This is a genomic window from Halobacteriovorax sp. DA5 (assembly GCF_002903145.1).
GTDB lineage: Bacteria > Bdellovibrionota > Bacteriovoracia > Bacteriovoracales > Bacteriovoracaceae > Halobacteriovorax_A.
In genome coordinates this window covers 252,246-278,851 of the sequence record NZ_PPDJ01000007.1, presented here as the reverse complement: position 1 = coordinate 278,851, position 26,606 = coordinate 252,246, and the positions used below count along the sequence as shown (strand labels likewise).

Sequence of the window (26,606 nt, the reverse complement as noted above, 5' to 3'; positions counted from 1 at the left end):
AACTAAACTTTAAAGAGATCCATGGTGTAACAGAAGACATCCTCTTGGGTTGTCTTCTTTACTACCTCACGTATCTCTTCAATGGCCTTTACCATGATGCCATTAACCTTTGGCAAATCTTCCTTAGAAAGAGTGATAACAGAGGAATAGTGAAGCTCATCTTCAGTTGCTCGGTCCATACTTTCCATCGCACGCAGACGCCAATTTGAGTGATGTCTTGCAATCATTGGAGAGTTCTTTCCAAGGTGAAAACTTTTTGATGTAAGCTTTATTTTATCGCCGTCATTAGTAATAAGCCCCGCATCCAAAAGGAAGTCGATAACCTTTGCCACAGTCTCTGTGGAAATTGAAAAAGTTGTTGCGATAATCTCTCTGTCATACTGCTTTGTGATTGAGAGGTAGGCGTGGATCGCAAGATAGTGCCAGCTTGAGTAGTATTCGTATTGCTGCTCTTTTGTTAGCTCTTTCTTATCAGTTAGGCGTTTACTGAGATCTTTTGAGTCTTTGACAAGCTCATCTATCTTGACCTTGTAATAGTCACTTAATCTCTTATTTCCAGCGCGCTGATAATTAACCAGCGTTAAATAGAACTCCGTCTGCTTATTTGATAGAGACAGAAAATCTGCTGTGAGCAGTGCCTGCTCAAGACTAAAGTGAGCATCTTTGTTTAGGACTTGTGAGATATAGGCCGTTTGGCAGGCCAGTTTTTCAGCAAGTCTTGACCTTGTTCCGCGCACCCGTTTTCCAAGCTCTTCAAGAGCATCAATAGTGAAATCTTTGTAATTTTGATAACTGAAAATATCCATAAGGTCCTGTTATTATTAGCTTGTGTTCTGTTCTTCGTAGTATTAGTTAATACTTTAGCATATTTTTAGTTAGCTTCGGCATAGTTGTGTATTTATTAAATACAGGGCCTATAAATTAAACACTTTCCCCTTTGCTAAATTGCTTTTGGTCTATATTGAAACCATGAAGACACAAAAACTTATTTCACTAATTGGACTATGCTTATGCTTGAATCACCAGGCCTTTGGTGTGGAAAGTTTGGATATTAAGCATAAAGTTCAAGTGGATTTATCAAAGTATAAGACACTTCTTGATATTAAGAAGTTTAATCTTCATAAGGAAAAGCCTCAGAAACTAGATCTAAATTCTTTTTTAAAAAAGAGTGTGCAGGACAATTCAGATGAGGGTGGTTTTGAGAGTTCTGGTGGAGGAACGATTGTTAAAACAGGAGTCGGTGCACCTATCTTATTAGACTTTGCTGTTTATGATCAAAACTTTGTTGATGAATTTAATTATTCTCAAGGTTCATCAGTTGTCTTGAAAAAACATGCCAGTGTTCTTGGTTATGAGAAATTTACTTTTGATCGTATTAAAGAAATGGAAATATATCCACTTTTAGAAGAGAGAATTGAGAAGTGGCAAGAAAGTAGTCCTTTGATTACTTATGGGATTAAGTCCGCCCTAAAGGAAGCTGATTGGAGATTTACTCCACATCGAGTTAGAAGCTTTTATGAGGGAGAGATTTTTGAAGGTGCAGTTTTTTATTCTGGAGATAGAGGCGCTTGGATTTCTACGCCTGTTTGGAATAGTGTCGGTGACTTTTCAAAAATAGGGCTTCTTATTCATGAAGCTTTAAGACATATGAGTATTAGCTATGGTGATAAGTTAAGTGAAGAAGTAATCCATGATATCACTTACCGAATTACCTTTACTGAACCTATCGAGGGGGAAACCCTAGACTCTAGGGCCTATTATCATAAAGACTCAATTACGGCGCTACATTATAAGAGTAAGGATCAGCTTGCTCAAAGCAAAGAAAGACTAAGAAATCTTATTTTAGATGAGAGATTAACTAACGATCCTGAGCTCCTTTCTATTATTCAAAATAGCATCGATAATATTGATAACTCTAAAGTTCTAATGGAGAGCGTAGCGACCCTTGATAAACTTTATGAAGTAACATTTGAAGATAAGAAGGCAAATCTCTTACTTGATCTCTCTAGTGGTATTCACGAAGTCATTGCTAGTCAACTTCGTGTAAAAGCTTCACGGCCTGCCTTAGAGTTAACGGATGCTATTCGATCAATGAACTCAATTATCAGTCTAGAAACAATAAGTGAGAGCTTAATAATTGATTATATTGAAAGTGGTAAGATTCCTTATGAATTCTATCAAGTGAAGGAGCGCCTTCAATTTTTAAATGAAATTCAGAAACTAAAACAGCGACATAAAAAGCTACTTGAGAGAGGTGCCTTAATTGAAGCTTACTAGTTCTAGAGATAATAAGTATTAATTTGATTTTATAGTTTTTACGATATACCCTAGGGGGGTATGTGTAATATCATGCTACCCATAGGAGAAATTATGAAATTATTTATAGCTTTTATATTATCTTTTAACGTTTTTTGCCATGAGTTAGAATATCAAAATTACCTAAGTCTTCAGAAGTCATTAGTTGAGGGAAATCTCGACCAGGGCCTAAAGTCTTGGAAAACGATGTGTAAGAAAGAACTTGGCCACTATGCTAAAGATTATAAATACGGTGACTGTGATAAGAATATAAAAAGTGTAAGTGCTTTAAGAGATTCATTTAAACTTCTTTCTGAAATTTACATCAAGAATGGAAAATCACTTGAAAATAGCGACCTGAAGATCGTGAAATGCCCAATGGCAAAGGCCCGTTGGATTCAAAAAGGATCTTCTGTTAAGAATCCATATTACGGAAAGAAGATGCTTACTTGTGGTGAAGTAGAATCATAAGAAGTAAGCATCTAAATTTTTTATAAGTGTATACAACGGTAAGTATCAAAAGTTTGAGACTCGATATCGTAAAGATAGAGTGCTTCCGAATATCTCTTTGTGTAAGCAACGTAGAGTCCACCTGATTGTGGATTTCCACAATAGTAGCGCTTGTCGTGTTCGAGTCGATAAACAGCAGTAGATGCCGAGCTAAATTGTTCAACATCTTTTTGTGCCTCAAGATAGGCGCTTTGAACTTCATCGTAGAATGGAAGTTCTGGCGTGAACTCGACACATTTGTATTCTTTTAGATTTCTCAAATCAGTATTGTCGATATAGTAGTAAAGCTTAGAACTTTCTTTGTAATAGATCTTAATATGAGACTCGTGTTTCCCGCAGTAAAGGGCACCGTCATTAGAGTGGTGAAAGGCCATCGCAGAAAGTTGTAGTAATACAGCTAGACTGATTAATTTCATAAAATCTCCTTAATATTTCTACTTTATACACCAAATTCAATATATTGAGTCAGAGATTGTACTTTTAACAAGGTTTGAAAAGGAAGAATCCAGGAACCTCGTTAGAAGTTCCCGGAATTATTAGATCTTATCTTAGTTCTTTTCGATTGAAGATGTCTTAGCGTAGTTAATCGCTGTTGTAAGCAGAAGCCCAACAAAGAATAAGACGCTTAGGCTTGTTTGGTAATTAAAGCCTTCAACTCCAGCGATCTCCATTCCACCAATGGCAAGGATTCCAAAAAGAAGAGCAAATAAAGCGTCTCCTGTGATAAGTCCTGCGGCAGTTAAGATTCCTCGGTGAGTGATCTTTGTCACAGACTTTGTTCCAGAAAGTCTTGCAAGCGATCCCAGAAGAATTCCTGTACCGATATATGAAGGAAGATAGATTCCAACTGCAAAAGCAAGTGAGCTTAGAATAATACCTTTACGCTTTCCGATGATTTCAATGATCACAGCTAAAAGTCCAAGGCCTGCTCCGGCAAGTACTGGCATCATTGGAATATCACTTTGAATAAATAGTGATTTTAGAACTGTTGCAAAGAAAGCCGCCTGTGGTGCAGGAAGGGCCTCACTTCCAAGTGTTCCTGTTTCATGAGCAACGTAAACCGCTAGAGGTACAGAGATCGCACCACCAAGAAGACCAACAAGTTGTCCGATGAAAGAGCTTGAAACCTTAAGGCCATTAAATTGCATTGTCTTATAATCTTGAGATGAGTCGTTAGAAGCACAAATGGCAACACAAGCAGCAACGATGATTGGTACTAAGAAGTAAACACCTTCAATACCTTCAAGACCAATTGCTAGTCCAACCAAACTTAGAACTAGCATTCCCATAAAAACAGTTCCACTAACAGGTGAAGCAGATGATCCAACTTGAAGTGATAAAAGTGCACCTAGACCACTTAGGAAAAAGATGAGTAGTAGGGCAACAATTCCAAGTGCAACAAGACCTACGAGTGTTGCTCCTGAATACAGCATCATCGCAATTAGTAAGAATGCACCAAACCCAATCGATGCTAGAAGTTGCTTTCTTACGCTTGCTGGAATTTCTAATTGTTCAGCATCAAAGTCTGCTTCTTTATTAGCTAGAGCATTGCGAGTTTTTCTACCTTCTATAATATAAGCAATTAATGAGTAAACAACTGCAACAACCATAGCTGCTCCACCAACCCAACGAAAAGTTGTTCCTGGCATATTTTGAGCGGCCGACATTCCTTTAACAACTGCATTTAAAAGTCCTCCAAAGAAGATTAGGATTGCAGTAGGAACAGTTAGAAGTGCTCCAATACCAAAGTATAGGGGGTTAATTGGAAGTGGAAGTTTTGTTTCAACGCCACTTAGTGTGAACTTTAGGTCATATATACTTGCCTTTAAAACTTTAATTTGACTTAGGAAGGCCATGACAAATCCAAATGCTAGCCCTGGAATAAGTGAAAATTTTAAAGGTGGTCGTGCCTGAGGATTTTCTGCTGCTGTCTGAATTAGACGGTCACAGGCAACGGCCTCTGGCGCTGGAAGTTTTGGATCAGTTAAGAATCTCTGTGTTGCAAGGCCAACAAATCCCCAACCTAGGAAACATCCTGCAGCTGAAGCTAAAATGAGAGATAAAATATCGACTGGTGGAACAGCTACTCCAAGTTCTGCTGCTAAGATTTGAACGATTGGTGCAACAAATGCGACACCTGCTGTTACGGCAACTCCTGCTGAGCCTGTTACTTGGGCCATGGCAAGAAAGCCTTTCATATCGTCTTTAAAGAAGGTACCCATTGCGACCCAGCCAAACAAAACGACGAGGGGACTGATCCCCGGTGTAATTCCAGCCTTTAGTGCTGAAAAGACAAATGCTGATCCGAGAACAAAGGAGATGACGAAGCCGAAGACAATTCCAGCTCTTTTCGATTTTAACGATGGTTCGTTAGCATTACTCATAAACTTTCTCCAGTTATTATTTAGTTATAATTATAGAATTACTTTACTGCTTAGATTTAGCAAGTATTATGTATATATGACGAAAATTGATAAAGAAAAGCTAACAGAAGAAATGAATTCTAAGAATCGTGAATGGCTAATTGAGTCTGATGGTGTTTCAGCGCTCTTCATTCATAATCTCGAAAACTTCGCTTATCGCTACCTTGAAACATCGACTGATAAAGGAATTAAGTGTGTTGTTGATGGTGAGCTCTATCAAGTCAAATCAACTGAGCCATCAATCATTGAGGCCCTTAAGTGGGATAATCCAGAGCTTAAGAAATCCCTTATCGATTTATGTAAGAAGTATCCAGGAAAAGCCTCTAAAGAGCTTAGAGTTAATCTAAGTTTAGTGACGAAAATGCTAGGGGAGCATAAGAATGAATGCTCTGCTCATATCACCTGCTTGCTGCCAAATGGAGAGAGTTTAATTCTCTTTGAAAAGACAACGTCTATGAGTTTTGATGATCCGATTGAGCTTAGAAATAAGCATGCGGCCCTTCTAGAAGAGGTTTCAGTAATTTTTTAAGTATTTGACTAAAATGGTCGATAAGATATCAGTGAGATACCTTATTTTCATCCTAATATTCATTTCATGCTCTAAAGTCCTTAGGGGCCCAGCTCAGCTAAAGCAGAAGCATATTGTCTTTGATCTGGACCACACGCTCGTGGCCGAAATAGAAGAGGGTGAAACATTTAATCCGAAAAGAACTATTACCATCCAAGGCATTCACTATAGGATTATTCCATACGCCCAGGAACTCATCACTGAGTTATCAAAACGAGAAGATGTTTCAATTTCTTTTTTTAGTGGTGGGAGCGAGGATCGAAATCTTGAATTGTTAAAATCGCTCAAACTTTCAGACGGAAGTGATAAAAGTTTTCATGATATTTCTTATCGCATTCTTTCAAAGCGCCACCTTTACGATAATAGAAAAAATGTCCCCGAAGATTCTCGCTTTGTTCATAAGTGGAAGAAAGATATCTCCCTTGTTAGTGATGATCTTGATTCAATCATTCTCGTGGATGATCATAAAGACTTCTACTATCAAGGTCAAAAAAACAATACAGCATGGTTAGGAGAGTGGTTTAATAATTTTGAAAGCTATTCAGATGTGGAAGATTACAGGAAAAGAATTGGAGATGCTAAGGGCTTCAGACTTCCTCCATCATATAAAGACTGGTGGATGAATCGCAATAAACTTGCCCTTGTTGGAAGCGCCATTGAAGAGGCTTTGGATAACGATGAAGTCTTTGTGGAATCAATGAGAATTCATCTCAAGCATCTAGATGAGCAAAGATCTGGAAGTCTTGAGAATTTAAAAGATCGAGTTCATACCTTTGGAATACGTTTTGCGCCGGAGTCTTGTTCCTCGGCGCTTGGTAGTTTTCTTCAAATCCGATAGAAATGATATGTATGCAAGGAATTGGTTATATGAAAATAAGCGAAGTTGCCCAGACAACAAATCCTCGATACGTGTAATCAAAGACAATTGGTAAAATTCTAATTGAGATTCAAGATATTGAAGAAATAAAAAAATAGTGCCAAAATCTTTTTGTTTTGAAGTTTAGTATGAGGCACTTATGTGGAATGACGAACAAAAGAATATTTGGTTTGAAGAACAAGAGATAAAAAGATCGTATCGAGAAGAAGTCGTAACAAAGATTAAGAATCTAGAAGCTCTCTTTGATATCTCTCAGTATGGAGCACTTCCGTACGATGAGAATAGGTATCCGCTGTTCTTAATAAAAAGCAAAAATTTCTTACCTGAGAATAAAACGATTCTAATTACTGGTGGTGTTCATGGTTATGAAACTAGTGGTGTTCATGGAGCTCTCGCTTTTTTAGAAACACAAGCTTTAAACTACACAAACGATTTTAATATTATTGTTGCTCCATGTATTAGTCCTTGGGGTTATGAAACAATTAATCGTTGGAATCCAATGACCGTCGATCCTAATCGTTCATTCTTCAATGATGGTCCTGCGCCCGAATGCAACCTTTTCATGAAGGCCATTTCTGAATTAAACCTTGAGATTTTTGCTCATTTCGATCTTCATGAGACAACGGATACTGATAATACTGTCTTTAGGCCGGCCCTCGAAAAAAGAGATGGAATACCTCAAGATATTTGGGATATTCCAGATGGTTTCTATCTGGTGGGAGATAGTGAGAATCCAACACCTGAATTTCAAAAAGCAATTATTGAATCTGTTCGTAAAGTTACACATATCGCACCAGCTGATATAAATGGGAATATTATTGGAGAGAAGCTAGAACAAGAGGGTGTGATTAATTATCCTTTAAAGAAGCTTCATCTTTGTGCATCTTTTTCTGATGCAAAATTTTGTACGACAACAGAGGTGTATCCAGATAGCCCAAGGGTTAGTGCTGAAAATTGTGTGGATGCACAAGTGGCCGCAATTATTGGTGGTATGGGTTTTTTAGTTAACTCGATTAAATAAGCTGAAATTTTTCTAATGAATTATATTTGAAATCTTAAGATATCTTTGTAGAATACTTAACAAAGTTAAATATTAACAAGGTTACGTATTATTAAAGATTCATTATCTCGTAAATTTATCGAAGTCATCCCATCATCCATGGGCATTATTAGATCGTATATTAAAAGTGCTAGTGAGTCAGAGCTTAGCTTTCCAAAATATCGAATCCTTGCAAGAGTTGATAATGGCACATGTTCAGTAAGTGACCTAGCTGAAGTCATGTGTGTATCTTGTGCGGCCATTTCAAAATTAGTAGATACTTTGGTCAACGATAAATATATATCTCGTGAGACTTGTAAAACAGATCGAAGAATCACGAATCTAAAAATTACATCAAAAGGCAAAAAGAAATTTGAAAAAGTCAGAAGTGCTGCTAGCTGTCGCTTTTTAGAAAACCTAGATGATATTGATTCATCTGAGGTTAAAAAAGTAACAGATGCACTACTGGTAATTGAAAATTTTGTTAAAAATATACAGGAGACTAATTCTTGAAGTTTTATAAAATTGGATTATTGTTTTTTACACTTGTTCCTTGCTTAAGTAGCGCTTCAGTTGAGGATCTTTATTTAAAATCTTTAAAAAAGTCAAAACAAGTTGAAGTATTCGATCTTACAGAGAAGAAAACTATTTCAGACCTTGAAACTGTAGAGTCAACACTTTATCCGTCAGTTGATATTGTAAATACTAACACTTATAGTGAAGAGTATCGCAATGTTACAACTCGTAATAATGAAGTTGATTCAGAAGTTTTCCTTTCTTTAAATCAGAAACTATTTCAAGGTGGAGCTGAGTTTGCTCTATATGACTATAATAAAATTGTACCAAAGCAAGCTAAAGCTCTTACTGATAGAAGTCTTGCAGAGTACTACTCTCAATTCACGTCGCTATTTTTTCAAATGTCTTCCGCTATTGAAGAAAAAGAAAGAGTCGATGCATTATTAGAGAACCTAAGAAAGAGGGTTAGTATTGTTAGAGGTAGAACAAAAATTGGACGAGATCGCAAGGCCGATCTATTTGCTCTAGAGTCTCAACTACATCGCCTCGAAGCAGGACTTGTACAAAGTAAGGCACAGGTAAAGACTTCGATGACTGATCTTATGAATTTTTCTGGACTCGATAATATTGCTGAAGTGAAAGATAGTGTTGATCCATTAAAGTTAACGCTTTCATTAAATGTCGATCTTGAGAACACACCTGAACTTAAAAGTTTGAAGTATGATTATGAAGCTTCTATTGCAGAAGCAAAGATCGAAAAGGCCGCATATTATCCCCAGGTTGATCTTAGGGCCAATTACAATATTGATAAGAACGAGATTGGAGAGCGTGATTGGGGTGTAAGTCTCAATGTCTCTTTAAACTTATTAGACTTTGGTGAAAGAAAGTCTCGAGTTGTAAGTAAGAGAATCGCTTCACAAATCAACAAGGCCCAAATTGATTTCAGTAGACGTAATACGAAAAATCGTTGGAATGCATTTGTTCAAAATTTTGAATATAAGAAAAATGAATTAAAAACACTTAGAAAAGCATTGTTTCGAAGTCGTGCTTCGTATCAAGAGCAGTTGAAAGATCTAAATAAAGGCCTTGTTACACAGATTGAAGTTATTAGGTCACTAGATGATGTTATTGATCTTGAGAAGTTAGCGATTAGATCGTCTCTTGAAGTTAAGTCTTTATATTATCAAGCGAATGCTTACTTAGGTAATATCCCTAAAAATTAAGAAGGTTATATATGAGTTTATCATCATTATCGATAAGAAATCCTGTATTTGCATGGATGTTAATGTTCTCTCTCATTCTCTTTGGAATCTTAGGATTTAGAGAATTAGGAATTAATGAAAACCCAGATGTTGATTACCCATCAATTTCAATTGCCTACCAATATGAAGGGGCAACTCCAGAAGTTGTGGAAAAAGACGTATTAGAGCCGGCCGAATCTATTCTTGTTTCAATGCAAGGGATTAAAGATATGACATCTACTGCTGGACGTGGGCAAGGGCGAATTGATTTAGAATTTACACTTGATAAGGATATTGATTTCGCACTTCAGGAAGTTCAAACTCTTCTAGGACGTGCTCAAAGACAGCTTCCTGACGATGTCGAAACTCCAACAGTGACAAAGTCCAACGCAGCTGATGATCCAATTCTCTATTTAGCTCTTGTTTCAGATACTTTGTCTGAAAGAGAACTTAATATTTTGTTTAAAGATGGTGTTATTGATCAGCTGACTACAATCGAGGGGGTCTCTGAAGTTCGTGCTTTTGGTGCGAGAGAGCCTATGATGAGAATTGATGTTATCGCTGATAAGCTAGAAGCGTATCAATTAACTCTCTCTGATATTGTTCTTACACTCCAACGAGAAAGTGTTGAGCTACCTGCTGGTAAGTTTGAGACGGTTTCAAATGAGAAGAGTTTAAGAGTCTTAGGTGAAGGACGAACAGTTGAAGACTTCAAGAATATGATTATCAATCGACGTGGTGGCCAAGCTAATTACGTACCGATAAGACTTTCTGAAGTTGCAAATATTTACGCTGGTGTTGAAAATCGTACGCGTATCTCACGTGTTAATCAAAAACCATCGCTATCGATGCCAATTTACAAGCAAAGAGGTGTTAACGCAGTTGATGTTGCGGATAGAGTTAAGGCGAGAGTTGAAGAGATTTCTAAGAACTTGCCTGAGGGGACAAATCTTTCTGTAAACTTCGATAGAACATCTTTTATTAGGTTATCAATTGATGAACTTCTTCAAAACCTTGTGCTATCAGTAATCTTAACTTCTTTAGTATGTTGGCTATTTTTGAACTCAATGTCGGCAACCATAAATATTCTTCTGGCCATTCCTACTGCCATTATTGGAACGTTTTCTTTTATGTACTTAATGGGATTCTCATTAAATACATTCTCTCTTCTTGGACTAACCTTAGCAATCGGTATTGTCGTTGATGATGCTATTGTTATGTTGGAAAATATTGTTCGCTACGCCAAGAAGGGACATGATAAGGTACAGGCAGCTTTTAAAGGAAGTCGTGAGATTGCATTTGCTGTTCTTGCCACGACCGCTGTTCTTGTTGCTATCTTTGCACCTATTACACTAATGCCTGGAATTGAAGGAAGGTTCTTTAAAGAGTTTGCTTTAACAATCTGTATTGCTGTATCTCTATCTTCTCTAGAGGCCCTGACTCTAGCACCAATGAGATGTTCACAATTCTTAAATGTTGCTTCAAAAGGAATCTTTGTTCACGTTTGGGTTGATAGGGCCGTAGAGTTTGGAAATAAAGTTTACATGGGAATTCTTAAGTTCGCACTAGGTCATAGAATTAAAGTTCTTCTTGTATCGACTGCACTGATTCTTGTCGCTTTCTTATCTCTTAATCATATCGATAAGGAATTTGCACCTGAGTCTGATCGTAGCTTCATGTTTGTAATTTTCATCGCTCCAGATGGAAAGAGCTTAGATTACACAAATGAGAAAGTTAAAGAGTACGAAGAAATCGTTTCTAAAAATGAAAATATTCAAAGAATGATTGTTGCAGTTGGTGGTGGACGAGGTGCTACTTCTGGAAACCGTGGTTTTGGTGTTTTAATTCTTAAAGACCGCGATCAGAGAAAGCTCTCTCAATTTGAAGTTGCAGCTCAGTTGAGAAAAGAATTATCTGTTATAAAAGGTCTAAAGATCATCATTAGAGATCGTATGGGATCTGCCATTGGTGGCCGAAGAGGAAGTCCAATTGAGTTTACAATTACGGGGCCAGATGCCGCAATTCAAGCACAATTATATGAACAACTTGAAAAGGGGATGAAAGAATCTGATCTAATGGTTGGAATTCGTTCCGATGATATCGGACAGCTTCCTGAAGTTCACATTATTCCTGATCGAATTAAAGCACAACAACGTGGTGTTGAAGTTAATACTATTGCAACTGCTCTTAATGTTGGAGTTGCTGGTTCGGCCGCAACAAAGTATACGGAGCGTGGTAGACGTTACGATGTATTTGTTCAATTAGCAGAGGAAGATCGTACACGCGAAAATATCTCGTCACTACTACTTCAAAATAATCGCGGAGAATTTGTAACTCTAAATGATGTTGTAAAGATCGAAGATGCATTTGGACCACAGTCTATTTATCGTGAAAATAGGGCCAGAGGGATTCGAGTTGATGCCAATTTAAAAACTGGTGTTGCTCAAAGTAGGGCAATTGATTATATCAAAGAACTTGGTGAGAAAGTATTGCCAAAGGGCTATTACTTAAAGTTTTCAAAAGATCTAAATGAATCACTCTTTAGTGTTTTAATGATCATGGTTTTAGGACTTGTTATTGCCTATATGGTTCTGGCCAGTCAGTTTAATTCTTTTTCAGATCCACTAACTGTCTTTCTGGCGATACCATTTGGATTAGCTGGCTCATTCATCGCACTATGGTTGTCTGGAAGTACTCTAAATATCTACTCGATGATTGGTATCTTACTCACAATGGGGATTGTTAAGAAAACTTCTATTCTTATCGTTGAATTTTCAAATCAACTAAGAGATGAAGGCAAAGAGTTAAAGAATGCCATCTTAGAGGCTTGTGAAACACGCTTTAGACCTATCATTATGACTACTTTTACAACTCTTGCATCTGCTGTTCCAGCGGCCGTCATTGTGGGAGCGGGCTCTGAAACAAGAAGACCTATGGCCCTCGTTATTATTGGTGGGGTTTTTCTTTCAACTATTTTTACTCTAGTTGTTGTTCCTTGCTTCTATTCACTAATAGCAAGACCTCGAAGAAAAATTTTAGAAGAAGTTGAATCATAAATATAAATACCGGAGGATCTTTTCATGGATCCTCTGGTATATTTTATTTATTTTAGGTCTTTTAAGATCGCAATAAGCTTATGATAACTTTTATTAGTATATTGTTGGTTTAGAAAAGTAATTAATTGTTCATTTGAAAAGTTTTGTCCCTTATCCTTTGTTTCAAAGAAGAAGTTCACAAATGACTCTGAGATCATCATAACTTTTGAAAGAGGGGAGATATCATCTCCTGGATCCATGGCAAAGCCTTCTCCATTTCGTGTACCGTGGTGTTGCAGGATAATCTGATCAACACCATTAGGAAGCTTCTTAAGCTTTGAGACTTGCTCTGCTGCTAGCTTGGCATGCATTAAAATATAATTTAAGTTCTGTTCACTAACATCAAGTTTATATGCAAGATCTTCAACTTCAAATGCATCAGGATGTTCTTTGTAGACTGGTGCTAGGTAAATATCATGAAAGAAGAAAGCGCAGGCCATCTTCTCTTCTTGAGCAGAGTTACCCCACGAAACTTGTTTTAAGATAAACTGACTTACATATGTTGCAAGAATAGAGTGGGTATAAAGATATGATGATTTATTTGCAAGAAGATATGCTAATAATTTTTCAAGTTCACTCGATTCTTCAATAACTTCCTTGATGATTTTTATACAAGTTTGGCTTACTTTTGATACCTCTTCGAGGTTTGCTTCATCGCTTAAGAGTACAGAAGCAAGAGATTCTAATGAGACTTCAACGGCCTTAAGCTTTTCTTCTGGCGTAGCTGTTGTTTTTAAGTGCATGATTAATTGCATCGTTAAAAAGTTGATACACTGAAGTCTTTTTTCTGACCTCACATAGACTTGATCATCTTCTGCACTTATGTCTTTTTCATTAATCTTATCATCCTTTGAATATACTAATTCAAATTCATCTTCATCTTTTTGTTCTTTTCGAAGATAAATATCACAGAAGGCCTGATCAGTTAATTTAAGTAGATCTAGTGGAAGTGGGTAAAAATCTCCAACATCTAATGCAACCATATCCTTTGCCGTAACATTCATTAGCTTTGCTGATGATCTAACGATTGATTTAATATCATATCGATTAGGAATGTAAATAACAGATGGTGGGATTGCGACTGTTGAATTTTGTTCAGTTAAATTATTAAACATAATAATATTAGACTTCAATTTCACAGAAGAAATGAGGTTTAATATTTCATCAGAAATATTTGGGAAATCTTCAAGAAAGTTTGCACAAACAATTAGATTTACGTAATCTCTACGACCTAAGTAGTTTTGAATTTCACTTTTTGTTTTTGCAACGATTACTTTTAAACCGACGTATGCACTTAAGTTCGCAGCATAAACGGAACTTAAGATATTTTCATCAGAAATAATCAAAACTCTAGATCGCATATAATTCCCATCGTAATAATTCATATGTATTATATACTATTATTTAATTTAATTAAGCTAAAGTTGTTAGGAGATCAGAAATGATAAGAGCATTATATATTACTGATGAAGATATCAATAAAGACAATTATCTAAGAAGTAACCTTCCTAAAGAAATCGAGATAGTAAAGGTGAACTCTAAAGATGAGGCTATCGATCAAGTATTGAGTAAAGGTCCATTTCATATTGCTTTAATTGATGTTGAAAATAAGGATATAGAAGCGCTTGATCTAATGACTGCATATAGTGAACTTGTCGATAGTATTGATTTTGTATTCTTTGGAAACTCATCGCTATATGCTGGAAATGTAGAATCCCAACTCGATGAAGAGATGATGGCCGTGGCCCATCACCTTGAATATCCTTTTAATGAAGACGCACTAGAAAATGTGTTTATGGATATCATATTAAAATATAAAAGAATTGAAGAAAGTGCGGCCTTGATTGAAATCGATGAATCTGAATTTGCTCCATTAAAGCTTCGAAGTTTATATTTATTTAAATCAATACCAGCGGATGCATATATTAAATTTTCTTCAAATAAATTTATGAAAGTGATTAAGAAAAATACTCTTATCACTGAAGCTTTAATTCAAAGTTTTGTTAAAAGAAAAGTTAAGTTTGTATATCTCTATAAAAGTGATCAGCTACAAGTTCTAGAAGATGCTATTACAGAGATGTATATTACGCTTGATAAGTATAAGGATACAAAAGTATTGCTTGAGAACCTAATTCGATCAGTTGGTATCATCCATTCGTACTTAAGATGGATTGGTACTGGGGATGCTGTTTTATCTCTAGTTGATAAGGTGATTGAAAAATGTGAGTACGTAATTGAAAAGGAGCCGGATTTATTGGCCCTGCTTGGAAAGTTTCCATTTAGCGCGGGAGACGTTGCTGAAAAGAGCATTCTTACATCTCTATTTGGATGTAGTATCCTAGAATCCATCAATTATAAGGCAAGTGGGACAAGATCTAAAATTATACTCAGTGCACTCTTGTGTGATTCAACATTAGAAAATGATGACTTGTGTAAGATAAATTCAGTTAAAGATCCAAATCTAAGAATGTTTTCTGAAGATGAACAGGAAGAGTTTAAGATTCACCCTGTGAGAGAAGGTGAGTTAGCAAGTTTATTTACTAAATACCCAGAGGTTGATTTTATTCTTCATCAGCATCATGAACAGCCTGATGGAAGTGGTTTTCCTGTTGGTCTTCGTGGAAAGAAAATAACTTTAATTTCTGCAATTTTTATTCTTTGTAATGATCTTGCTTCTTATATAATTCAAAGAGGCCTAAAGAGGTCGGTACTGAGAAAAGCTGCAGAAGTTTTAGAAGAAAAATATGCGTATGTACCATTTAAAGAGCCTTTTAAAATGTTAACTAAGAAATTGGCCTAAGAATGACAACGAAAATAGTCCCATGGGGCGAAAGCGAAAAAGAAAAGTGGTTCAAAGAACAAACGATCAAGAGATCGTATCTTGAAGAAGTCGTTTCAAAGATCAAAAAGTTAGAAGAGCATTTTGAAATTTTACAATATGGCGCTCTTCCATATGATGAAGAAAAGTATCCACTTTTTATCATTAAAAGTAAGAACTCTTCACCAGATAAAAGAACGGTTCTGATTACTGGTGGTGTCCATGGTTATGAAACTAGTGGAGTTCACGGTGCCCTTGGTTTTCTAGAAAGAGAAGCTTTAAATTATATTGATTCATTTAACTTCATCGTTACTCCATGTATCAGCCCCTGGGGGTATGAGACCATCAATCGTTGGAACCCAAAGACAGTTGATCCAAATCGCTCCTTCTATGTAAATGGGCCAGCACCAGAGTGTAACCTCGTTATGAAGGCCATTTCTGATTTAGGTGTTGAGATCTTTGCCCATTTTGATCTTCATGAGACGACAGATACTGACAATACTATCTTTAGGCCGGCCCTAGAGAAGAGGGATGGAATTCCTCAAGATGTTTGGGATATCCCTGATGGATTCTATCTTGTTGATGATAGTGATAATCCTACTCCTGAGTTTCAAAAGGCGATCATTGATTCAGTTCGCAAGGTCACACATATTGCTCCTGCTGATGAAAGTGGCAAGATTATAGGATCTGCTGTTGAACAAGAGGGGGTTATCAATTATGCCCTAAAGAAACTTCATCTCTGTGCATCTTTTTCCAATGCAAAGTTTTGTACAACGACTGAAGTCTATCCCGATAGTCCAAAGGTTACCGACGAGGATTGTGTAAATGCACAGGTCGCAGCTATTGTTGGTGGGCTTGATTATTTAATCTCTAGAATATAGAGTCATCCCCTGATCTAACAGAACAAGATAAAGGCGCAGGTCGAACTCAACTTGATGATAATTAGGCTGCATATACTCACAAAGTTTATAAAAGGCCTTGTTATGGTCCTTTTCCTTAAAGTGGGCCAGTTCGTGAACAACAAGCATTTCAAGCATCTCTCGAGGAGCATCTTTTAGAGTGCGTGAGATTCTCATCTCGTGCTTCTTCTTTAACTTACCACCATGATTTCGACTAATATAAGTGTGGGTACCAAGAGCATCGTTAACGAGGTCTTTTTGTTTTTCATAGATGACCTTACTCAATTGAGGGACATTACGCATGTACTTGTCCTTAAGCTCATTTGCATACTTGTAGAGTAATTTGTCAGAGTTGATTTCATGCGGATGTGGGTACTTATTTAAGAGGTATGACCTAAGATTACCACTGGCAATCAAATCCTGGATTTGCTGTTTCAAATGTTCCGGATAATGTCGAAAGTACTTTTCAATAGGCATACCCACTCCGATTAGTTAGAAAGTTTCTAATGGAAGGTATTCAACACCATTTTTGGTTGAATGACTATGAAATAAGATAAACTCTTTAGTTTCAATACTAAATTCAGGTATGTGAAGTGTTTGAATAAACTCTTCTACTTCATCCTCACTAGTTCCTCGCTCCATTCTGCCCAAAGTGAGGTGAGGGGTGAATTTCATCTTATCCATTTTTAGTTCTAGGTCTTGGAGAACCTCTTCTATTTTTGCCTGTAGCTTCATTAGCTCTTCATTATTTTCGACACCCATCCAAATGGGAGTACCGCGACGATGAGGATGAAAGTGGCCCAAGGCCTTGAAGCTCAATGGAAAAGATGAGAAGTTAATTGTATCAAGCTGCTCTTTGATTTGTTCTAATAATTCATCTGAAACCTCGCCAATGAATTTCAAGGTTAAGTGGAGATTTTCCGCAGGATAGCGGTGAAATTTAGCATGGACCATCTTCACATTCTTCAATTTTTCCTTTGCGTCTTTGGGTAAATCAATGGCGACAAAAACTCTCATAATAATTCCCATATAAAATTATATTTGAATCATTTATGAATGAAGGCCTAATTATTCTGGAAATTAGATTAAGGCTTCTTTAGTCCTCTTTAGTCCTCTATATTACTTTTGTGTTCTAAACTTATAGAGCTTATGCAAAGGAAAATCTCATTTCGTAATATAGTCAGCCTCATCGGTCGCTCCTCTGGACTAGATGAGAAGGAAGTCACAAAGCAGCGCTCAAAATTTGGAACAAATGAAATTGTCGAACGAGTAGGCAGTCCGTGGCTTGAGCTTATTGTGGATACGCTGAAGGACCCTATGGTTTGGTTCCTTGTCAGCATCTCTGCAGTTTTCTACTTTATTGGGGAATTTAGCGAATCCCTTATTTTAATTCTAGCTACATTGCCACTTATCTTCATGGATGCTTTTCTTCACTTTCGAACGCAAGCATCAACTGCTGGGCTTAGAAGTCAGCTCTCTTCAAAAGTTACGCTCCTCAGGGAAGGCAAGGTGGTTATCGTGGACTCTCTTGATATTGTTCCGGGAGACCTCGTTGTGCTCTCAAGTAAGAATCTCTTCTTACCGGCCGATGGTTATTGGGAAGAAGTGGACTCGTTACAGGTTGATGAGTCAGTCTTAACAGGAGAGGCATTTCCCGTAAAAAAATCTTCGATTGAATTTGACCCCTTTGTCACGAGTGGAGAGGCCTTCGTAGAGACAAGTGTTTTAGGCTTTGCTGGAACAAGGGTCTTAACAGGCAAGGGAATCTTAAGGGTATTATCTACTGGCAAGAGTACTTCCTATGGTGAAATTGTTCAGTCTGTTGTTAAAATTTCTCACGAAAGAACACCTCTTCAGTCAGCAATTTTAGAACTCACACGTTTATTGGTCTATGCTTCTGTCGTTCTATGTTTGGCCATTGCTGCAATCAGATTTTATCAAGGACATGGATGGCTCGACGCACTCTTAAGTGCTGCAGTCCTGGCCGTGGCCGCTTTGCCTGAAGAGTTTCCTGTCGTGTTCTCATTCTTTTTAGGTGTTGGTGTTTACCGATTAGCAAAGCACCATGCTCTCGTTAGAAGGGCCGTATCCGTTGAAAATATCGGTCGTGTCACTCAAATCTGTACCGATAAGACCGGTACCATAACCATTGGTAAGCTCGAGTTGGCCCACTTTGTTACATCAGATAACTTTTCTCAAACTCAAATTTTGCTAATGGCCTTAGCGGCATCTAATGCTGAAGGCAGTGATCCTGTCGATATCGCTCTGATAAGTGAAGCAAAACTTAGAGGGATCAATATCCCTAAGAGATTAAATGTTATTCCATTTACAGAAGATCGAAAGCGTGAGTCTGGGTTCTTTCTTTACGATAATGATTTAATTTGTGCCATTAAGGGCTCGCCTGAGGTTGTCTTGTCAAAGTCAGACCTTTCACAAAATGAAAAACTTAAGTGGATAAAAGAAGTTGAGAATCTAGCGAAGGGGGGACATAAAGTGTTAGCTGTTGGCGCCACTCTGGTGTCGCAAGCAGGTGTGGAATCTTGCTTAGAGCCAGAAGGCGGAATCACACTTTATGGAATCCTTGCATTTGAAGATCCAGCGCGACCAGAAGTGAAAGAAGCAATAAATTATTGTAAGGATAATGCAATTAAAGTGCTTATGATAACCGGTGATCACCCCGACACTGCAGGTGCAATTGCAAAAGATGTGGGATTGATTGATTCTAAACCCATTATCGTTTCGGCCGAACTTGAACCAGAAAAACTCGAAGATAAGTGGATATTAAAGAATCCGAACTTTTTTAAGAGTGTCGATATTGTAGCAAGGTGTAATCCTATTCAAAAACTTAGAATCGTCGAGAGTTTAAAGAGAGTTGGTGAGTTAGTTGTCGTTACTGGTGATGGAGTAAACGATGTCCCTGCTCTTAAGGCCGCCGATATTGGAGTGGCAATGGGACTAAGAGGAACAAGAAGTGCAAGGGAAGTCTCTTCAATCATCCTCACAGACGATAATTTTAGTACGATCGTTAATGCAATTCGAGAAGGAAAGCAACTTTTTGAAAACCTAAGAATGAGCTTCAAGTATCTTTTACTTATTCATATGCCATTTGTTCTTACGGCCGCAATTATTCCGTTACTAGGTTACCCTCTGCTTTATTTACCGATCCACGTGGTATGGCTCGAACTTATCATTCATCCAATAGCTCTATTTGCATTTCAGCAAGATGCTAAGCAGGGCCCTCGTCGTCAGGAACTCACGACTCGAAAATCCTTTTTTAATCGAAGAGACTTAGTAATCATCTTGGGCATCGGGCTTGGTTTAACAATCATCCTTGTTATCTTCTATATTAGCGCAGTCGCTGAGGGCGAAAATGTCGCTCACGGCCGTGCTAAGGTGATGGCATTACTTTCTCTTTGGAGTGCTGGGATCGTTGTTGCCTTAACAGGAGGAAGAACTATTACAGCAAAGCTTATCATCGTAATGACTACAATTATGACTATTGTCCTCATTCACAGTTCATTAATGGATAAGGTACTTCATCTGACACCTTTGCATCTTGTGGATTGGGCAAAAGTTTGTGCAATTATTTTTGGTTTTGTTCTTATCTTATTGAAAAAAAACTTTCAATAGTTAAGAAATAAAAAAATATATTTAGTAGTATATTTGAATACGAACCATATATTAGGTAACCTAGTATGATTAGATAGTTATGTGTTGCTAGCTTTTTGTTGTTTAATAATCTTTCTATCCGTATATAATTCACAATAATGATTAGTAAAGATATAAGTCCGATAATTGCTGTTATAAAAAATAACTCTCTAACGTCATAGTTACTTATTTTGAAAAACTTAATATAGAAAAGAATATTTTTGATAACTTCAGAGACGAAAAGAATATAGGAGGCAAGCTCCCCCCATATGGCCTTTTTATTGGCCAATCTTACATTGTTTTGTTCGTCTTGCATTTCTTCAAGAAATGACTCTGTGAAACCTAAATCATGTTTTTTCATACTTAAGGATAGTTAAGTTGGCCTCATTTTTATCTGAGGCCAGAACTATTATGCTGACTTAATTGCCTTTGCCATATTTTGAAGTTGTTCTTCTTTGAACTTATCTTGTACTGAGAAAACTTGCTTCTTTAATGTCGTTGGTGATGCACAAAGAACAGCGAATTCTGTACCCGAATTGTCTAAAACTACTAGGTACCCATAATTTAATATTTTTTGAAAAATACCCTGGGCTGACATAACACTGTTAATTTTATCCAGTGCAACATCGTATTCATTTGTTCCAAATAGCCCAACTTTTCCAAATACTCTTTTGTTTGTGACATCAAAAGAGTTTGTAAGTACTCGAAGTACATTCATTAATGCGAATGGAATACCAATAATTGTAAAACATCTTATCGCTTCACCAATCCAAAATGTAATAGGAATTTCTCTTGATGCAATTAGTACCTCTCCATTTCTTAAGTCTTTTTCCATTTTATCCTCCCAATGGTGTTATTGACTTAATTAATTTCGGGACTTTTTATACTTAAATTAACTCAAGCTTTCTTTATTTTTTTATGTTTTCGTAAAATTTAATGCGATATTTTTTAATAACAATTTTTCAACTTATTATTTTTTTTAATAACTTTTTTTCAATTTTCTTAATTGGTTGTAATTGCTCGCAATTGATCAATTTGTCTGTTCGTAGCTATTAATCGTCGTTGCGAGTAGTCAAGTTTTTTAGTATAATTAATTCATGGGATCTATTCAAAAAAAGATTAAGCAACATTCTGTTGTCATAATATTTTTGTAATTTACTTTGGTATTATACCCAATTTTCATAACTAGCTAGTTCAATTTAATTATTTCAATTTTAAAATCTATTAATCTCAGTTTCTGAGAAAGGAGATGCTTGTGCCTTTTGAAATTAGTACAAAGAATAACTTGAAAGATTTGAAAATGATGTACCTAGAAGAATTAGTTGCTAAGAATTTTGCTTATATCTATAAGGAAAGATTTATGGATGCTGAAGTCTATGTCTTTGATGAAAAAAGTATACAAACTGTTTTTGATGCTTCCAGATACTTAGTTACAGTAGTTAGATGTATTGTGCTGGAAAGGAATGGAGAAAACTTTAATTATAAATTTCTTGGCTCCAAAGAGTGTTTCACTGATTTTATGAAAAATGGAGGTGTGATAACTATCCTAGTATACCAAGGAGAAGCTATTGCATTCAATGCTAGTATGCTTATTAATAGTGAGGATATTTCTACACTAGTTTTTGGTATTTCTATGGGGAACACAAAAAATAAATTAAATGGAAAAACTATGAAAATTTTAGGGATTACATACTTAAGCTATTTTTCTAGGATTGCATGGCAGAGAACAGGGAGGTTGTATGGAACTTGTATGTTAAATTGTCCAAGAACATTGCATTCTTTAGAGCCAATTTTTAACAAATCTTGCTATCCAATAAGAGGGATAGAGTCTAAATATTCAAAGCAAATTAGAACTAATATTTTCAACTATTACATAAAACCAAATTTTTCTAATGCAGTCTTATACAATGGATTTCCAATTGTTGAAACTAGTAAAGTGGAAATGGGTTTCAAAGATAGTATTGAAGGGATGAAGATAGTAGGTGATTCATTTTATGATAGCTATTTTGTTTCAAATTTAAGTGATTTTAGTAAACAAGATATTGTCATTACAGGAGATCTGTTTGATGGGGTAATTAGTTTCTGGAAATTGTTTCTTAAGCTACAACTATTAAAATTTGAATGCTTTTTGGCAATAAAAAGGAGGAGTTAGTAGTGATGGGTACTGAACTTAAAAAAGTATTAGATGTTCTAAACAAGGAGCCAATGATAGTGAGAAAAGAATTGTTAGATGTTTGTAAAAATGACTTTATAAACAATTTGAAAAGGAAGAGAAAGGAGATTGATGATGTATCAAGGCTTAAAAATAGAATTGAAAGCCTAAGCTTAATAGGGGAAGGCGTAGTGATACATCAGAACTTTTTTATCGTCTTTCTTATACTACCGCTTGTTTCAGCTGCCTTTTCTCTCTTGTTTAAGGAGTCAGACAAGTTGATCTTATTCTTTTCAAATTTATTTGCACTTCTATATTTTATAATTTCTGGATTATTCCTTTTTTCATTTAAACAAACATCAACATTTGTAGTAGGAAGCTGGGAAAGTGGAATTGGAATATCTTTAAGTTATGATATTTTTTCAGGAGTTATGATTTTCGTTGTCGGCGCAATATACTTCACTGGTGTGCTTTACGCTTATCCAGGTGTTACTGTTGAGAAAAAAAGCATTTATCACTTCTTGTACAATACACTCTTTCTGGGATTGACTGGTGCCTTTCTTACTCGCGATCTTTTTAATTTATTTGTGTGGTTTGAAATTACGCTAATGAGTAGTTATGTACTTGTTGTCCTTGATTCATCTCGTAAAAGACTTAAAAGCGGTCTTAAGTATATACTCCTAAATTTCATTAGTGGACTTATTTTCTTGATTTCAATTGCTCTCATTTATAAGTTTACAAATACATTAGACTTTAAGGTTTTAAGCGAAAGATTGGCACAATTATACGCTAGTGACCCAGGCCTTGTTCGCTCTCTTGCGATCTGTCTCTTTGGTGCTTTTGCAATTAAGTCAGCATTTTTTCCATTATTTTTCTGGCTGCCAGAAAGTTATCCAAAACTTTCAGCTGGACTTAGCGGAGTCTTGGCGGGACTTCTAACAAAACTTGGCCTTTATGCAATGATTAGAGTCTTCGGTCAGGTTTTTCCTTCTGATCTTCAATTGTTTTGGACAATTCTAATTTTAGCGATTCTTACTCTTCTTGTCGGTGTTTGGTTTGCAGTTGTTCAAAACAAATTAAGAGAGATCTTAAGCTATCATATTATTAGTCAGGTTGGTTTTATTGGTGTTGGTGTTAGTTTTTGTCTTCACCCTGATTTGGCAATAAAGAAACTTGGTTTCTCTTGTTCTCTTTTTTATATCTTTCATCACATTTTAGTTAAAACAAATCTATTCTTCGTTTCTGGCCTGATCAGAAACTTTGCATATACAGAGAAGATCTCTAGGTTAGGTGGACTACTAAAAACATCTCCTGTTATTGCTATTCTCTTTATGATTCCTGCTGCTAGTCTTATTGGAATACCACCATTTTCTGGGTTTTGGGCAAAATTAGGTCTCTTTAAAATAGCAACTGAGAGCCGTCTTATTTGGATCATTATTCCAATGATTATAGGAAGCTTTTTTACTTTATATAGTATGGTAAAAATTTGGAGTGGAGTGTTTTGGGGTGAGTATCATGAGTTTATTGTGTCTTTTTCAAAGGTCTCTATTATTCGATCTTATATCTCCTGTATCTTGCTTTGTATCTTTACTTTAATTATTAGCTTTAATCCGCTTCTAATTTTTAAACTAGCTCAAGAAGTTGGTAAGGTCGGACTAATTTATTAGGGAGTTTTGTCTATGAGGTTATGGTACATTTTAGAATTTATCGTTCTTTATTTGTGGGATCTTACTCTAGGTGCTCTTAGAGTCGCTCAAGATGTAGTGACACCTCAGAACTTATCAACTCCAGGAATTATCAAATTTCCACTAGAAGTACAGAGTGATTTTGAAATTGCTTTGTTATCAAATCTCATTACTTTCTCTCCTGGGACCATGGTTATTGATTTGGATGCAGATAAAAAACATCTCTTTATTCACATGATGTTTTTAGAAAATGAAGAGGAGGCAATTAAGGAATTCAAAGAAGTTATTGAGAGTCGTGTTTTAAGAATTCTAAGGGGAGCTTCAAATGGAGGAGTTAAATGAGTGTTCTGCTAATGATCTCTATTGGCCTTGTTGTCTTGACCTTCTTTCTTCTCATTCTAGAAGCAAAAAGAGAAAAGGAAGTTCTTGTTAAGGTCCTTGCTTTTGACTTAATTGGAATCTCTGGTGTTAGCCTTTTTCTAATTCTTTATACATTATACGGAGATCTCTTTTTTTATAATATTGCCTTGTTATTCGCTGTCGTTGGCTTTGTAACAGCATTTGTATTTGCAGTTTATTTATCTGATATGAGTAAGGAGAATTAATGATAAATCTTATCGGTGAAGTTTTAATCTTTTTAGGATCTATCTTTGTTTTCCTTGCTGTCGTGGGATTTATGAAAATGCCGGACTTTTATATGAAGCTTCAAGCCGCAAGTAAGGCCAGTGCATTTGGAGCAGGTTTAATCTTGTTAGGAACAGCAATGATATTTGCTAATCTTAATATCGTAATAACTAACTTCTTTCTTTTTATATTCTTATTGATTACGACACCGATTGCAACACATGCAATGGCCTATGCTTATACTAAGAAAAATGAAACTTCATAATTTGTTATTTAAGTGCCTCATAGGCATCTACAATTCCACCAGATACACTCAGGCCTTCAAGGCTTTTTAGTGGACGACTTGTCTTAATTAGTCGCTCTCTCATTGTCCATCTCGACTGCGGCCCATGTGTTGCCAAAACCATGGCCGCAACTGCTGCAACTAGTGGTGTTGAAAAGCTTGTACCACTCGATGGACCATAGGTATTTGATAGGTGTGTTGTTAGAATTTTATCACCAGGGGCAAAGAGGTGAACTGATTGATCTCCATAATTAGAAGACTTTACTCTATTACCATTCTTATCATTTGAGCCCACGACAATAATATTTGAAAATTCCTCTGCATAAGCACCTGGGTATCGATTCGTCGAGTTTTCAACTCCAACATTTCCAGAAGAGGCAATGACGAGAATCCCTTTGTCATTTAGTTCTCTGAGTACTTTCTTAAATGCCGGTGACGTTACTTTAAGCCTCGCAGAAAAGCTTATAATATCTGCTCCTCTCTCCATTGCGTATCTCATTGCCTCTATAAGGTGTGGAAGCTTATCCTTTCTCTTTGCCATAGGCTCTGGTTTAACGATAGGAATGATCTTTATACCTTTTGCAACGCCCTTGATACCGAGGCCATTGTCATGCTTTGCTGCAATGACGCCTGCTACAGCAGTGCCGTGTTTTGTTTGAAAGTCATAATCTCCTGAAAGATCACCATTTTTCTTCTTCGCATTATAACCATAATAATCATCTGTATAGCCGTTATTATCGTCATCAATCCCATTGTTTGGAATTTCCTCTTTATTAATAAGAATACTGTCTTTTAAATCTTCATGATCAATATCAAATCCAGCATCGATAATTGCAATAACGGGTTGATAATTTGACTCGAGAATTTTCCAGGCCTTTTCAATGTTTGCACCCTTATTTTTAGCGTTATATTTCAGATGCCACTGATCTTTTTCTAGTGGGTCATTTGCAAGAGCGGTATTTAATGTGAAAAGAGTAAGAAGAATTGAAATTTTCTTCATTGATATTCCTTGTCGCTTCTAAATTGAATTCAAGCCGATTTATAGTATTTTTAATCACTTGGAACAAGCTAGGTGGTAATAATGACACGCTTTGAAAAGTGCATTATCCTAAAGATTTTACAATTTGGATGTCTTTAATATTAGATCTGCTATAAAGACAAAACTTTCAAGACATTATTTATTTAGGGATTATTATGAGAAAATTATCACTTTCAATTTTATTGCTAGCTCTTGGTCTTAATACTTATGCAATGGACTACAAGAGATATAAAGGTGGATGTGAATTCACTGCTTCTTACCAAGATATCTTTACTTACGAGACTCTTTTTAAGGATAAGAAACTCTCTTTTCGTAATAATTTCGTATACACTAAAACTAGACTAGGGCCTGTTGAAGTTCTTCACTTAGACAGAGGCTTTACTCCTGAGAATGTGGAGCTTCCTCTTGCTGATTATAAATATTTATATCAACGTTTTGTCTATCAAACTGCTCCAAGTCTATATACATTCTTTGCAGGACTTCCTTTAAGTAACTTTAAAAAACCTTACTCAGAGAGTGAAGGCAAGCAGCTATTAGTTTCTCTTATCAAATCACTTGTTGACGAAGAATATAGTGCTCCTTTGGATGATGTCGATTACTTCGAGTCATATGTTGATTTTGATAAGCTATACGCAAGAGATACAGGGATTGATAATTATAGTTATCTTGTTAATGACAGAAATTTTGTTGGCCTAACAACAGATCATACAAAGCGTAGTGTAACGATTCGCTACCAACTTCACTTATCGCCAAAAGTTCACAACGGTGCATCTTATCACTTATATATGAGATGTTTTGGAGGAGAAGAGATGAAAAGAGTTGTACGACAATAGAAAATAAAGTTATCAAAGAAATTTAGGGAAGCCTTGGTATCAGTACTTAGACTTCCCCAAT

Annotated in this window: 25 protein-coding genes; 17 read left to right on the top strand and 8 right to left on the bottom strand. The window is 36.3% G+C overall.

The window, feature by feature from the left end; translation table 11 throughout:
• Window positions 1-2: 2 nt before the first annotated feature.
• Window positions 3-806 carry a TIGR02147 family protein gene (locus C0Z22_RS10600; RefSeq protein ID WP_103218347.1) on the bottom strand — a complete coding sequence of 268 codons (804 nt, stop codon included), beginning with the start codon at window positions 804-806 and terminating at the stop codon, window positions 3-5.
• Window positions 807-969: 163 nt separating this feature from the next.
• Between C0Z22_RS10600 and C0Z22_RS10595 the strand changes: the two genes are divergently transcribed.
• Together C0Z22_RS10595 and C0Z22_RS10590 are read left to right on the top strand one after the other, a co-directional pair.
• Complete coding sequence (locus tag C0Z22_RS10595) at window positions 970-2,277, top strand: hypothetical protein (RefSeq protein WP_103218346.1); 1,308 nt, start codon at window positions 970-972, stop codon at window positions 2,275-2,277.
• 93 nt (window positions 2,278-2,370) lie between these two features.
• Window positions 2,371-2,766, top strand: coding sequence for a DUF3347 domain-containing protein (locus tag C0Z22_RS10590; protein ID WP_158246897.1), 396 nt, complete (start codon window positions 2,371-2,373; stop codon window positions 2,764-2,766).
• A 20-nt stretch (window positions 2,767-2,786) separates the two neighbouring features.
• Here C0Z22_RS10590 and C0Z22_RS10585 read toward each other — a convergent pair whose 3' ends face one another.
• Window positions 2,787-3,221 (bottom strand): hypothetical protein, encoded by a 435-nt coding sequence (locus C0Z22_RS10585; protein WP_103218344.1) that lies wholly within the window; start codon window positions 3,219-3,221, stop codon window positions 2,787-2,789.
• Window positions 3,222-3,353: 132 nt separating this feature from the next.
• Window positions 3,354-5,189, bottom strand: a complete 1,836-nt coding sequence (locus tag C0Z22_RS10580; RefSeq protein ID WP_103218343.1) for a hypothetical protein — start codon at window positions 5,187-5,189, stop codon at window positions 3,354-3,356.
• Window positions 5,190-5,265: 76 nt separating this feature from the next.
• On the opposite strand from C0Z22_RS10580, the gene C0Z22_RS10575 reads away from it, so the two are divergent.
• The 6 genes from C0Z22_RS10575 (at window position 5,266) to C0Z22_RS10550 (ending at window position 12,525) form a co-directional block, all read left to right on the top strand.
• The gene (locus tag C0Z22_RS10575; RefSeq protein ID WP_103218342.1) at window positions 5,266-5,757 is read left to right on the top strand and encodes a hypothetical protein; all 492 of its coding nucleotides are present in this window, start codon (window positions 5,266-5,268) and stop codon (window positions 5,755-5,757) included.
• A gap of 31 nt (window positions 5,758-5,788) precedes the next feature.
• Window positions 5,789-6,634, top strand: coding sequence for an NIF family HAD-type phosphatase (locus tag C0Z22_RS10570; RefSeq protein WP_158246896.1), 846 nt, complete (start codon window positions 5,789-5,791; stop codon window positions 6,632-6,634).
• A gap of 178 nt (window positions 6,635-6,812) precedes the next feature.
• A complete protein-coding gene (locus C0Z22_RS10565) occupies window positions 6,813-7,694 on the top strand; it encodes a M14 family metallocarboxypeptidase (RefSeq protein ID WP_103218340.1) in 882 nt (293 codons plus the stop codon).
• A gap of 138 nt (window positions 7,695-7,832) precedes the next feature.
• Entirely contained in the window at window positions 7,833-8,225 is a 393-nt protein-coding gene (locus C0Z22_RS10560) for a MarR family winged helix-turn-helix transcriptional regulator (RefSeq protein WP_103218339.1), read from the top strand.
• Window positions 8,222-9,451 (top strand): TolC family protein, encoded by a 1,230-nt coding sequence (locus C0Z22_RS10555; RefSeq protein WP_103218338.1) that lies wholly within the window; start codon window positions 8,222-8,224, stop codon window positions 9,449-9,451. The genes C0Z22_RS10560 and C0Z22_RS10555 overlap by 4 nt, the downstream gene beginning before the upstream one ends.
• Before the next feature lie 11 nt (window positions 9,452-9,462).
• A complete protein-coding gene (locus tag C0Z22_RS10550; protein ID WP_103218337.1) occupies window positions 9,463-12,525 on the top strand; it encodes an efflux RND transporter permease subunit in 3,063 nt (1,020 codons plus the stop codon).
• Between the two features lie 47 nt (window positions 12,526-12,572).
• On the opposite strand, the gene C0Z22_RS10545 is transcribed toward C0Z22_RS10550, so the two are convergent.
• Window positions 12,573-13,949, bottom strand: coding sequence for an HD domain-containing protein (locus tag C0Z22_RS10545; RefSeq protein WP_146037867.1), 1,377 nt, complete (start codon window positions 13,947-13,949; stop codon window positions 12,573-12,575).
• Between the two features lie 56 nt (window positions 13,950-14,005).
• Between C0Z22_RS10545 and C0Z22_RS10540 the strand changes: the two genes are divergently transcribed.
• Both C0Z22_RS10540 and C0Z22_RS10535 read left to right on the top strand, forming a co-directional pair.
• Window positions 14,006-15,364, top strand: a complete 1,359-nt coding sequence (locus tag C0Z22_RS10540) for an HD domain-containing phosphohydrolase (RefSeq protein WP_103218335.1) — start codon at window positions 14,006-14,008, stop codon at window positions 15,362-15,364.
• Between the two features lie 2 nt (window positions 15,365-15,366).
• On the top strand, window positions 15,367-16,263 hold the full coding sequence (locus C0Z22_RS10535; RefSeq protein WP_103218334.1) for a M14 family metallocarboxypeptidase: 897 nt from the start codon (window positions 15,367-15,369) through the stop codon (window positions 16,261-16,263).
• Here the strand turns inward: C0Z22_RS10535 and C0Z22_RS10530 are convergent.
• Both C0Z22_RS10530 and thpR read right to left on the bottom strand, forming a co-directional pair.
• Window positions 16,246-16,758: a M48 family metallopeptidase gene (locus tag C0Z22_RS10530; protein ID WP_103218333.1), complete on the bottom strand. Its 513-nt coding sequence runs from the start codon at window positions 16,756-16,758 to the stop codon at window positions 16,246-16,248. The two genes, C0Z22_RS10535 and C0Z22_RS10530, sit on opposite strands and share 18 nt — an antisense overlap.
• A gap of 15 nt (window positions 16,759-16,773) precedes the next feature.
• Window positions 16,774-17,298 carry an RNA 2',3'-cyclic phosphodiesterase gene (gene thpR, locus C0Z22_RS10525; RefSeq protein WP_158246895.1) on the bottom strand — a complete coding sequence of 175 codons (525 nt, stop codon included), beginning with the start codon at window positions 17,296-17,298 and terminating at the stop codon, window positions 16,774-16,776.
• Window positions 17,299-17,430: 132 nt separating this feature from the next.
• On the opposite strand from thpR, the gene C0Z22_RS10520 reads away from it, so the two are divergent.
• Window positions 17,431-19,911, top strand: a complete 2,481-nt coding sequence (locus C0Z22_RS10520; protein ID WP_103218331.1) for a cation-transporting P-type ATPase — start codon at window positions 17,431-17,433, stop codon at window positions 19,909-19,911.
• 427 nt (window positions 19,912-20,338) lie between these two features.
• Here C0Z22_RS10520 and C0Z22_RS10510 read toward each other — a convergent pair whose 3' ends face one another.
• Window positions 20,339-20,764: a PH domain-containing protein gene (locus tag C0Z22_RS10510; protein ID WP_103218329.1), complete on the bottom strand. Its 426-nt coding sequence runs from the start codon at window positions 20,762-20,764 to the stop codon at window positions 20,339-20,341.
• A gap of 420 nt (window positions 20,765-21,184) precedes the next feature.
• Here C0Z22_RS10510 and C0Z22_RS10505 point away from each other — a divergent pair, with 420 nt between their 5' ends.
• Genes C0Z22_RS10505 through mnhG form a run of 5 tightly spaced genes read left to right on the top strand, consistent with a single transcriptional unit; the run spans window position 21,185 to window position 24,655 of the window.
• Window positions 21,185-22,081, top strand: a complete 897-nt coding sequence (locus C0Z22_RS10505) for a hypothetical protein (RefSeq protein WP_103218328.1) — start codon at window positions 21,185-21,187, stop codon at window positions 22,079-22,081.
• A 5-nt stretch (window positions 22,082-22,086) separates the two neighbouring features.
• On the top strand, window positions 22,087-23,748 hold the full coding sequence (locus C0Z22_RS10500) for a complex I subunit 5 family protein (RefSeq protein WP_233189722.1): 1,662 nt from the start codon (window positions 22,087-22,089) through the stop codon (window positions 23,746-23,748).
• A 12-nt stretch (window positions 23,749-23,760) separates the two neighbouring features.
• The gene (locus C0Z22_RS10495; protein ID WP_103218326.1) at window positions 23,761-24,108 is read left to right on the top strand and encodes a Na+/H+ antiporter subunit E; all 348 of its coding nucleotides are present in this window, start codon (window positions 23,761-23,763) and stop codon (window positions 24,106-24,108) included.
• Window positions 24,105-24,371 carry a monovalent cation/H+ antiporter complex subunit F gene (locus C0Z22_RS10490; RefSeq protein ID WP_103218325.1) on the top strand — a complete coding sequence of 89 codons (267 nt, stop codon included), beginning with the start codon at window positions 24,105-24,107 and terminating at the stop codon, window positions 24,369-24,371. The genes C0Z22_RS10495 and C0Z22_RS10490 overlap by 4 nt, the downstream gene beginning before the upstream one ends.
• On the top strand, window positions 24,371-24,655 hold the full coding sequence (gene mnhG / locus C0Z22_RS10485; RefSeq protein WP_103218324.1) for a monovalent cation/H(+) antiporter subunit G: 285 nt from the start codon (window positions 24,371-24,373) through the stop codon (window positions 24,653-24,655). The genes C0Z22_RS10490 and mnhG overlap by 1 nt, the downstream gene beginning before the upstream one ends.
• A 4-nt stretch (window positions 24,656-24,659) precedes the next feature.
• Here mnhG and C0Z22_RS10480 read toward each other — a convergent pair whose 3' ends face one another.
• Window positions 24,660-25,673, bottom strand: coding sequence for a S8 family serine peptidase (locus C0Z22_RS10480; protein ID WP_103218323.1), 1,014 nt, complete (start codon window positions 25,671-25,673; stop codon window positions 24,660-24,662).
• A gap of 194 nt (window positions 25,674-25,867) precedes the next feature.
• On the opposite strand from C0Z22_RS10480, the gene C0Z22_RS10475 reads away from it, so the two are divergent.
• On the top strand, window positions 25,868-26,545 hold the full coding sequence (locus C0Z22_RS10475; protein WP_103218322.1) for a hypothetical protein: 678 nt from the start codon (window positions 25,868-25,870) through the stop codon (window positions 26,543-26,545).
• The last annotated feature ends 61 nt before the right edge of the window (window positions 26,546-26,606 follow it).

Excerpts from the sequence above, each read along its gene's own strand:
- C0Z22_RS10590 (WP_158246897.1), top strand. The coding sequence starts at position 2,371 with ATGAAATTATTTATAGCTTTTATATTATCTTTTAACGTTTTTTGCCAT.
- C0Z22_RS10585 (WP_103218344.1), bottom strand. The coding sequence starts at position 3,221 with ATGAAATTAATCAGTCTAGCTGTATTACTACAACTTTCTGCGATGGCC.
- C0Z22_RS10520 (WP_103218331.1), top strand. The coding sequence starts at position 17,431 with ATGCAAAGGAAAATCTCATTTCGTAATATAGTCAGCCTCATCGGTCGC.
- C0Z22_RS10530 (WP_103218333.1), bottom strand. The coding sequence starts at position 16,758 with ATGCCTATTGAAAAGTACTTTCGACATTATCCGGAACATTTGAAACAG.
- C0Z22_RS10545 (WP_146037867.1), bottom strand. The coding sequence starts at position 13,949 with ATGAATTATTACGATGGGAATTATATGCGATCTAGAGTTTTGATTATT.
- C0Z22_RS10535 (WP_103218334.1), top strand. The coding sequence starts at position 15,367 with ATGACAACGAAAATAGTCCCATGGGGCGAAAGCGAAAAAGAAAAGTGG.
- C0Z22_RS10575 (WP_103218342.1), top strand. The coding sequence starts at position 5,266 with ATGACGAAAATTGATAAAGAAAAGCTAACAGAAGAAATGAATTCTAAG.
- C0Z22_RS10480 (WP_103218323.1), bottom strand. The coding sequence starts at position 25,673 with ATGAAGAAAATTTCAATTCTTCTTACTCTTTTCACATTAAATACCGCT.
- C0Z22_RS10550 (WP_103218337.1), top strand. The coding sequence starts at position 9,463 with ATGAGTTTATCATCATTATCGATAAGAAATCCTGTATTTGCATGGATG.
- C0Z22_RS10560 (WP_103218339.1), top strand. The coding sequence starts at position 7,833 with ATGGGCATTATTAGATCGTATATTAAAAGTGCTAGTGAGTCAGAGCTT.
- C0Z22_RS10500 (WP_233189722.1), top strand. The coding sequence starts at position 22,087 with ATGGGTACTGAACTTAAAAAAGTATTAGATGTTCTAAACAAGGAGCCA.
- C0Z22_RS10490 (WP_103218325.1), top strand. The coding sequence starts at position 24,105 with ATGAGTGTTCTGCTAATGATCTCTATTGGCCTTGTTGTCTTGACCTTC.
- thpR (WP_158246895.1), bottom strand. The coding sequence starts at position 17,298 with ATGAGAGTTTTTGTCGCCATTGATTTACCCAAAGACGCAAAGGAAAAA.
- C0Z22_RS10565 (WP_103218340.1), top strand. The coding sequence starts at position 6,813 with ATGTGGAATGACGAACAAAAGAATATTTGGTTTGAAGAACAAGAGATA.
- C0Z22_RS10595 (WP_103218346.1), top strand. The coding sequence starts at position 970 with ATGAAGACACAAAAACTTATTTCACTAATTGGACTATGCTTATGCTTG.
- C0Z22_RS10540 (WP_103218335.1), top strand. The coding sequence starts at position 14,006 with ATGATAAGAGCATTATATATTACTGATGAAGATATCAATAAAGACAAT.
- C0Z22_RS10580 (WP_103218343.1), bottom strand. The coding sequence starts at position 5,189 with ATGAGTAATGCTAACGAACCATCGTTAAAATCGAAAAGAGCTGGAATT.
- C0Z22_RS10475 (WP_103218322.1), top strand. The coding sequence starts at position 25,868 with ATGAGAAAATTATCACTTTCAATTTTATTGCTAGCTCTTGGTCTTAAT.
- C0Z22_RS10495 (WP_103218326.1), top strand. The coding sequence starts at position 23,761 with ATGAGGTTATGGTACATTTTAGAATTTATCGTTCTTTATTTGTGGGAT.
- C0Z22_RS10600 (WP_103218347.1), bottom strand. The coding sequence starts at position 806 with ATGGATATTTTCAGTTATCAAAATTACAAAGATTTCACTATTGATGCT.
- mnhG (WP_103218324.1), top strand. The coding sequence starts at position 24,371 with ATGATAAATCTTATCGGTGAAGTTTTAATCTTTTTAGGATCTATCTTT.
- C0Z22_RS10510 (WP_103218329.1), bottom strand. The coding sequence starts at position 20,764 with ATGGAAAAAGACTTAAGAAATGGAGAGGTACTAATTGCATCAAGAGAA.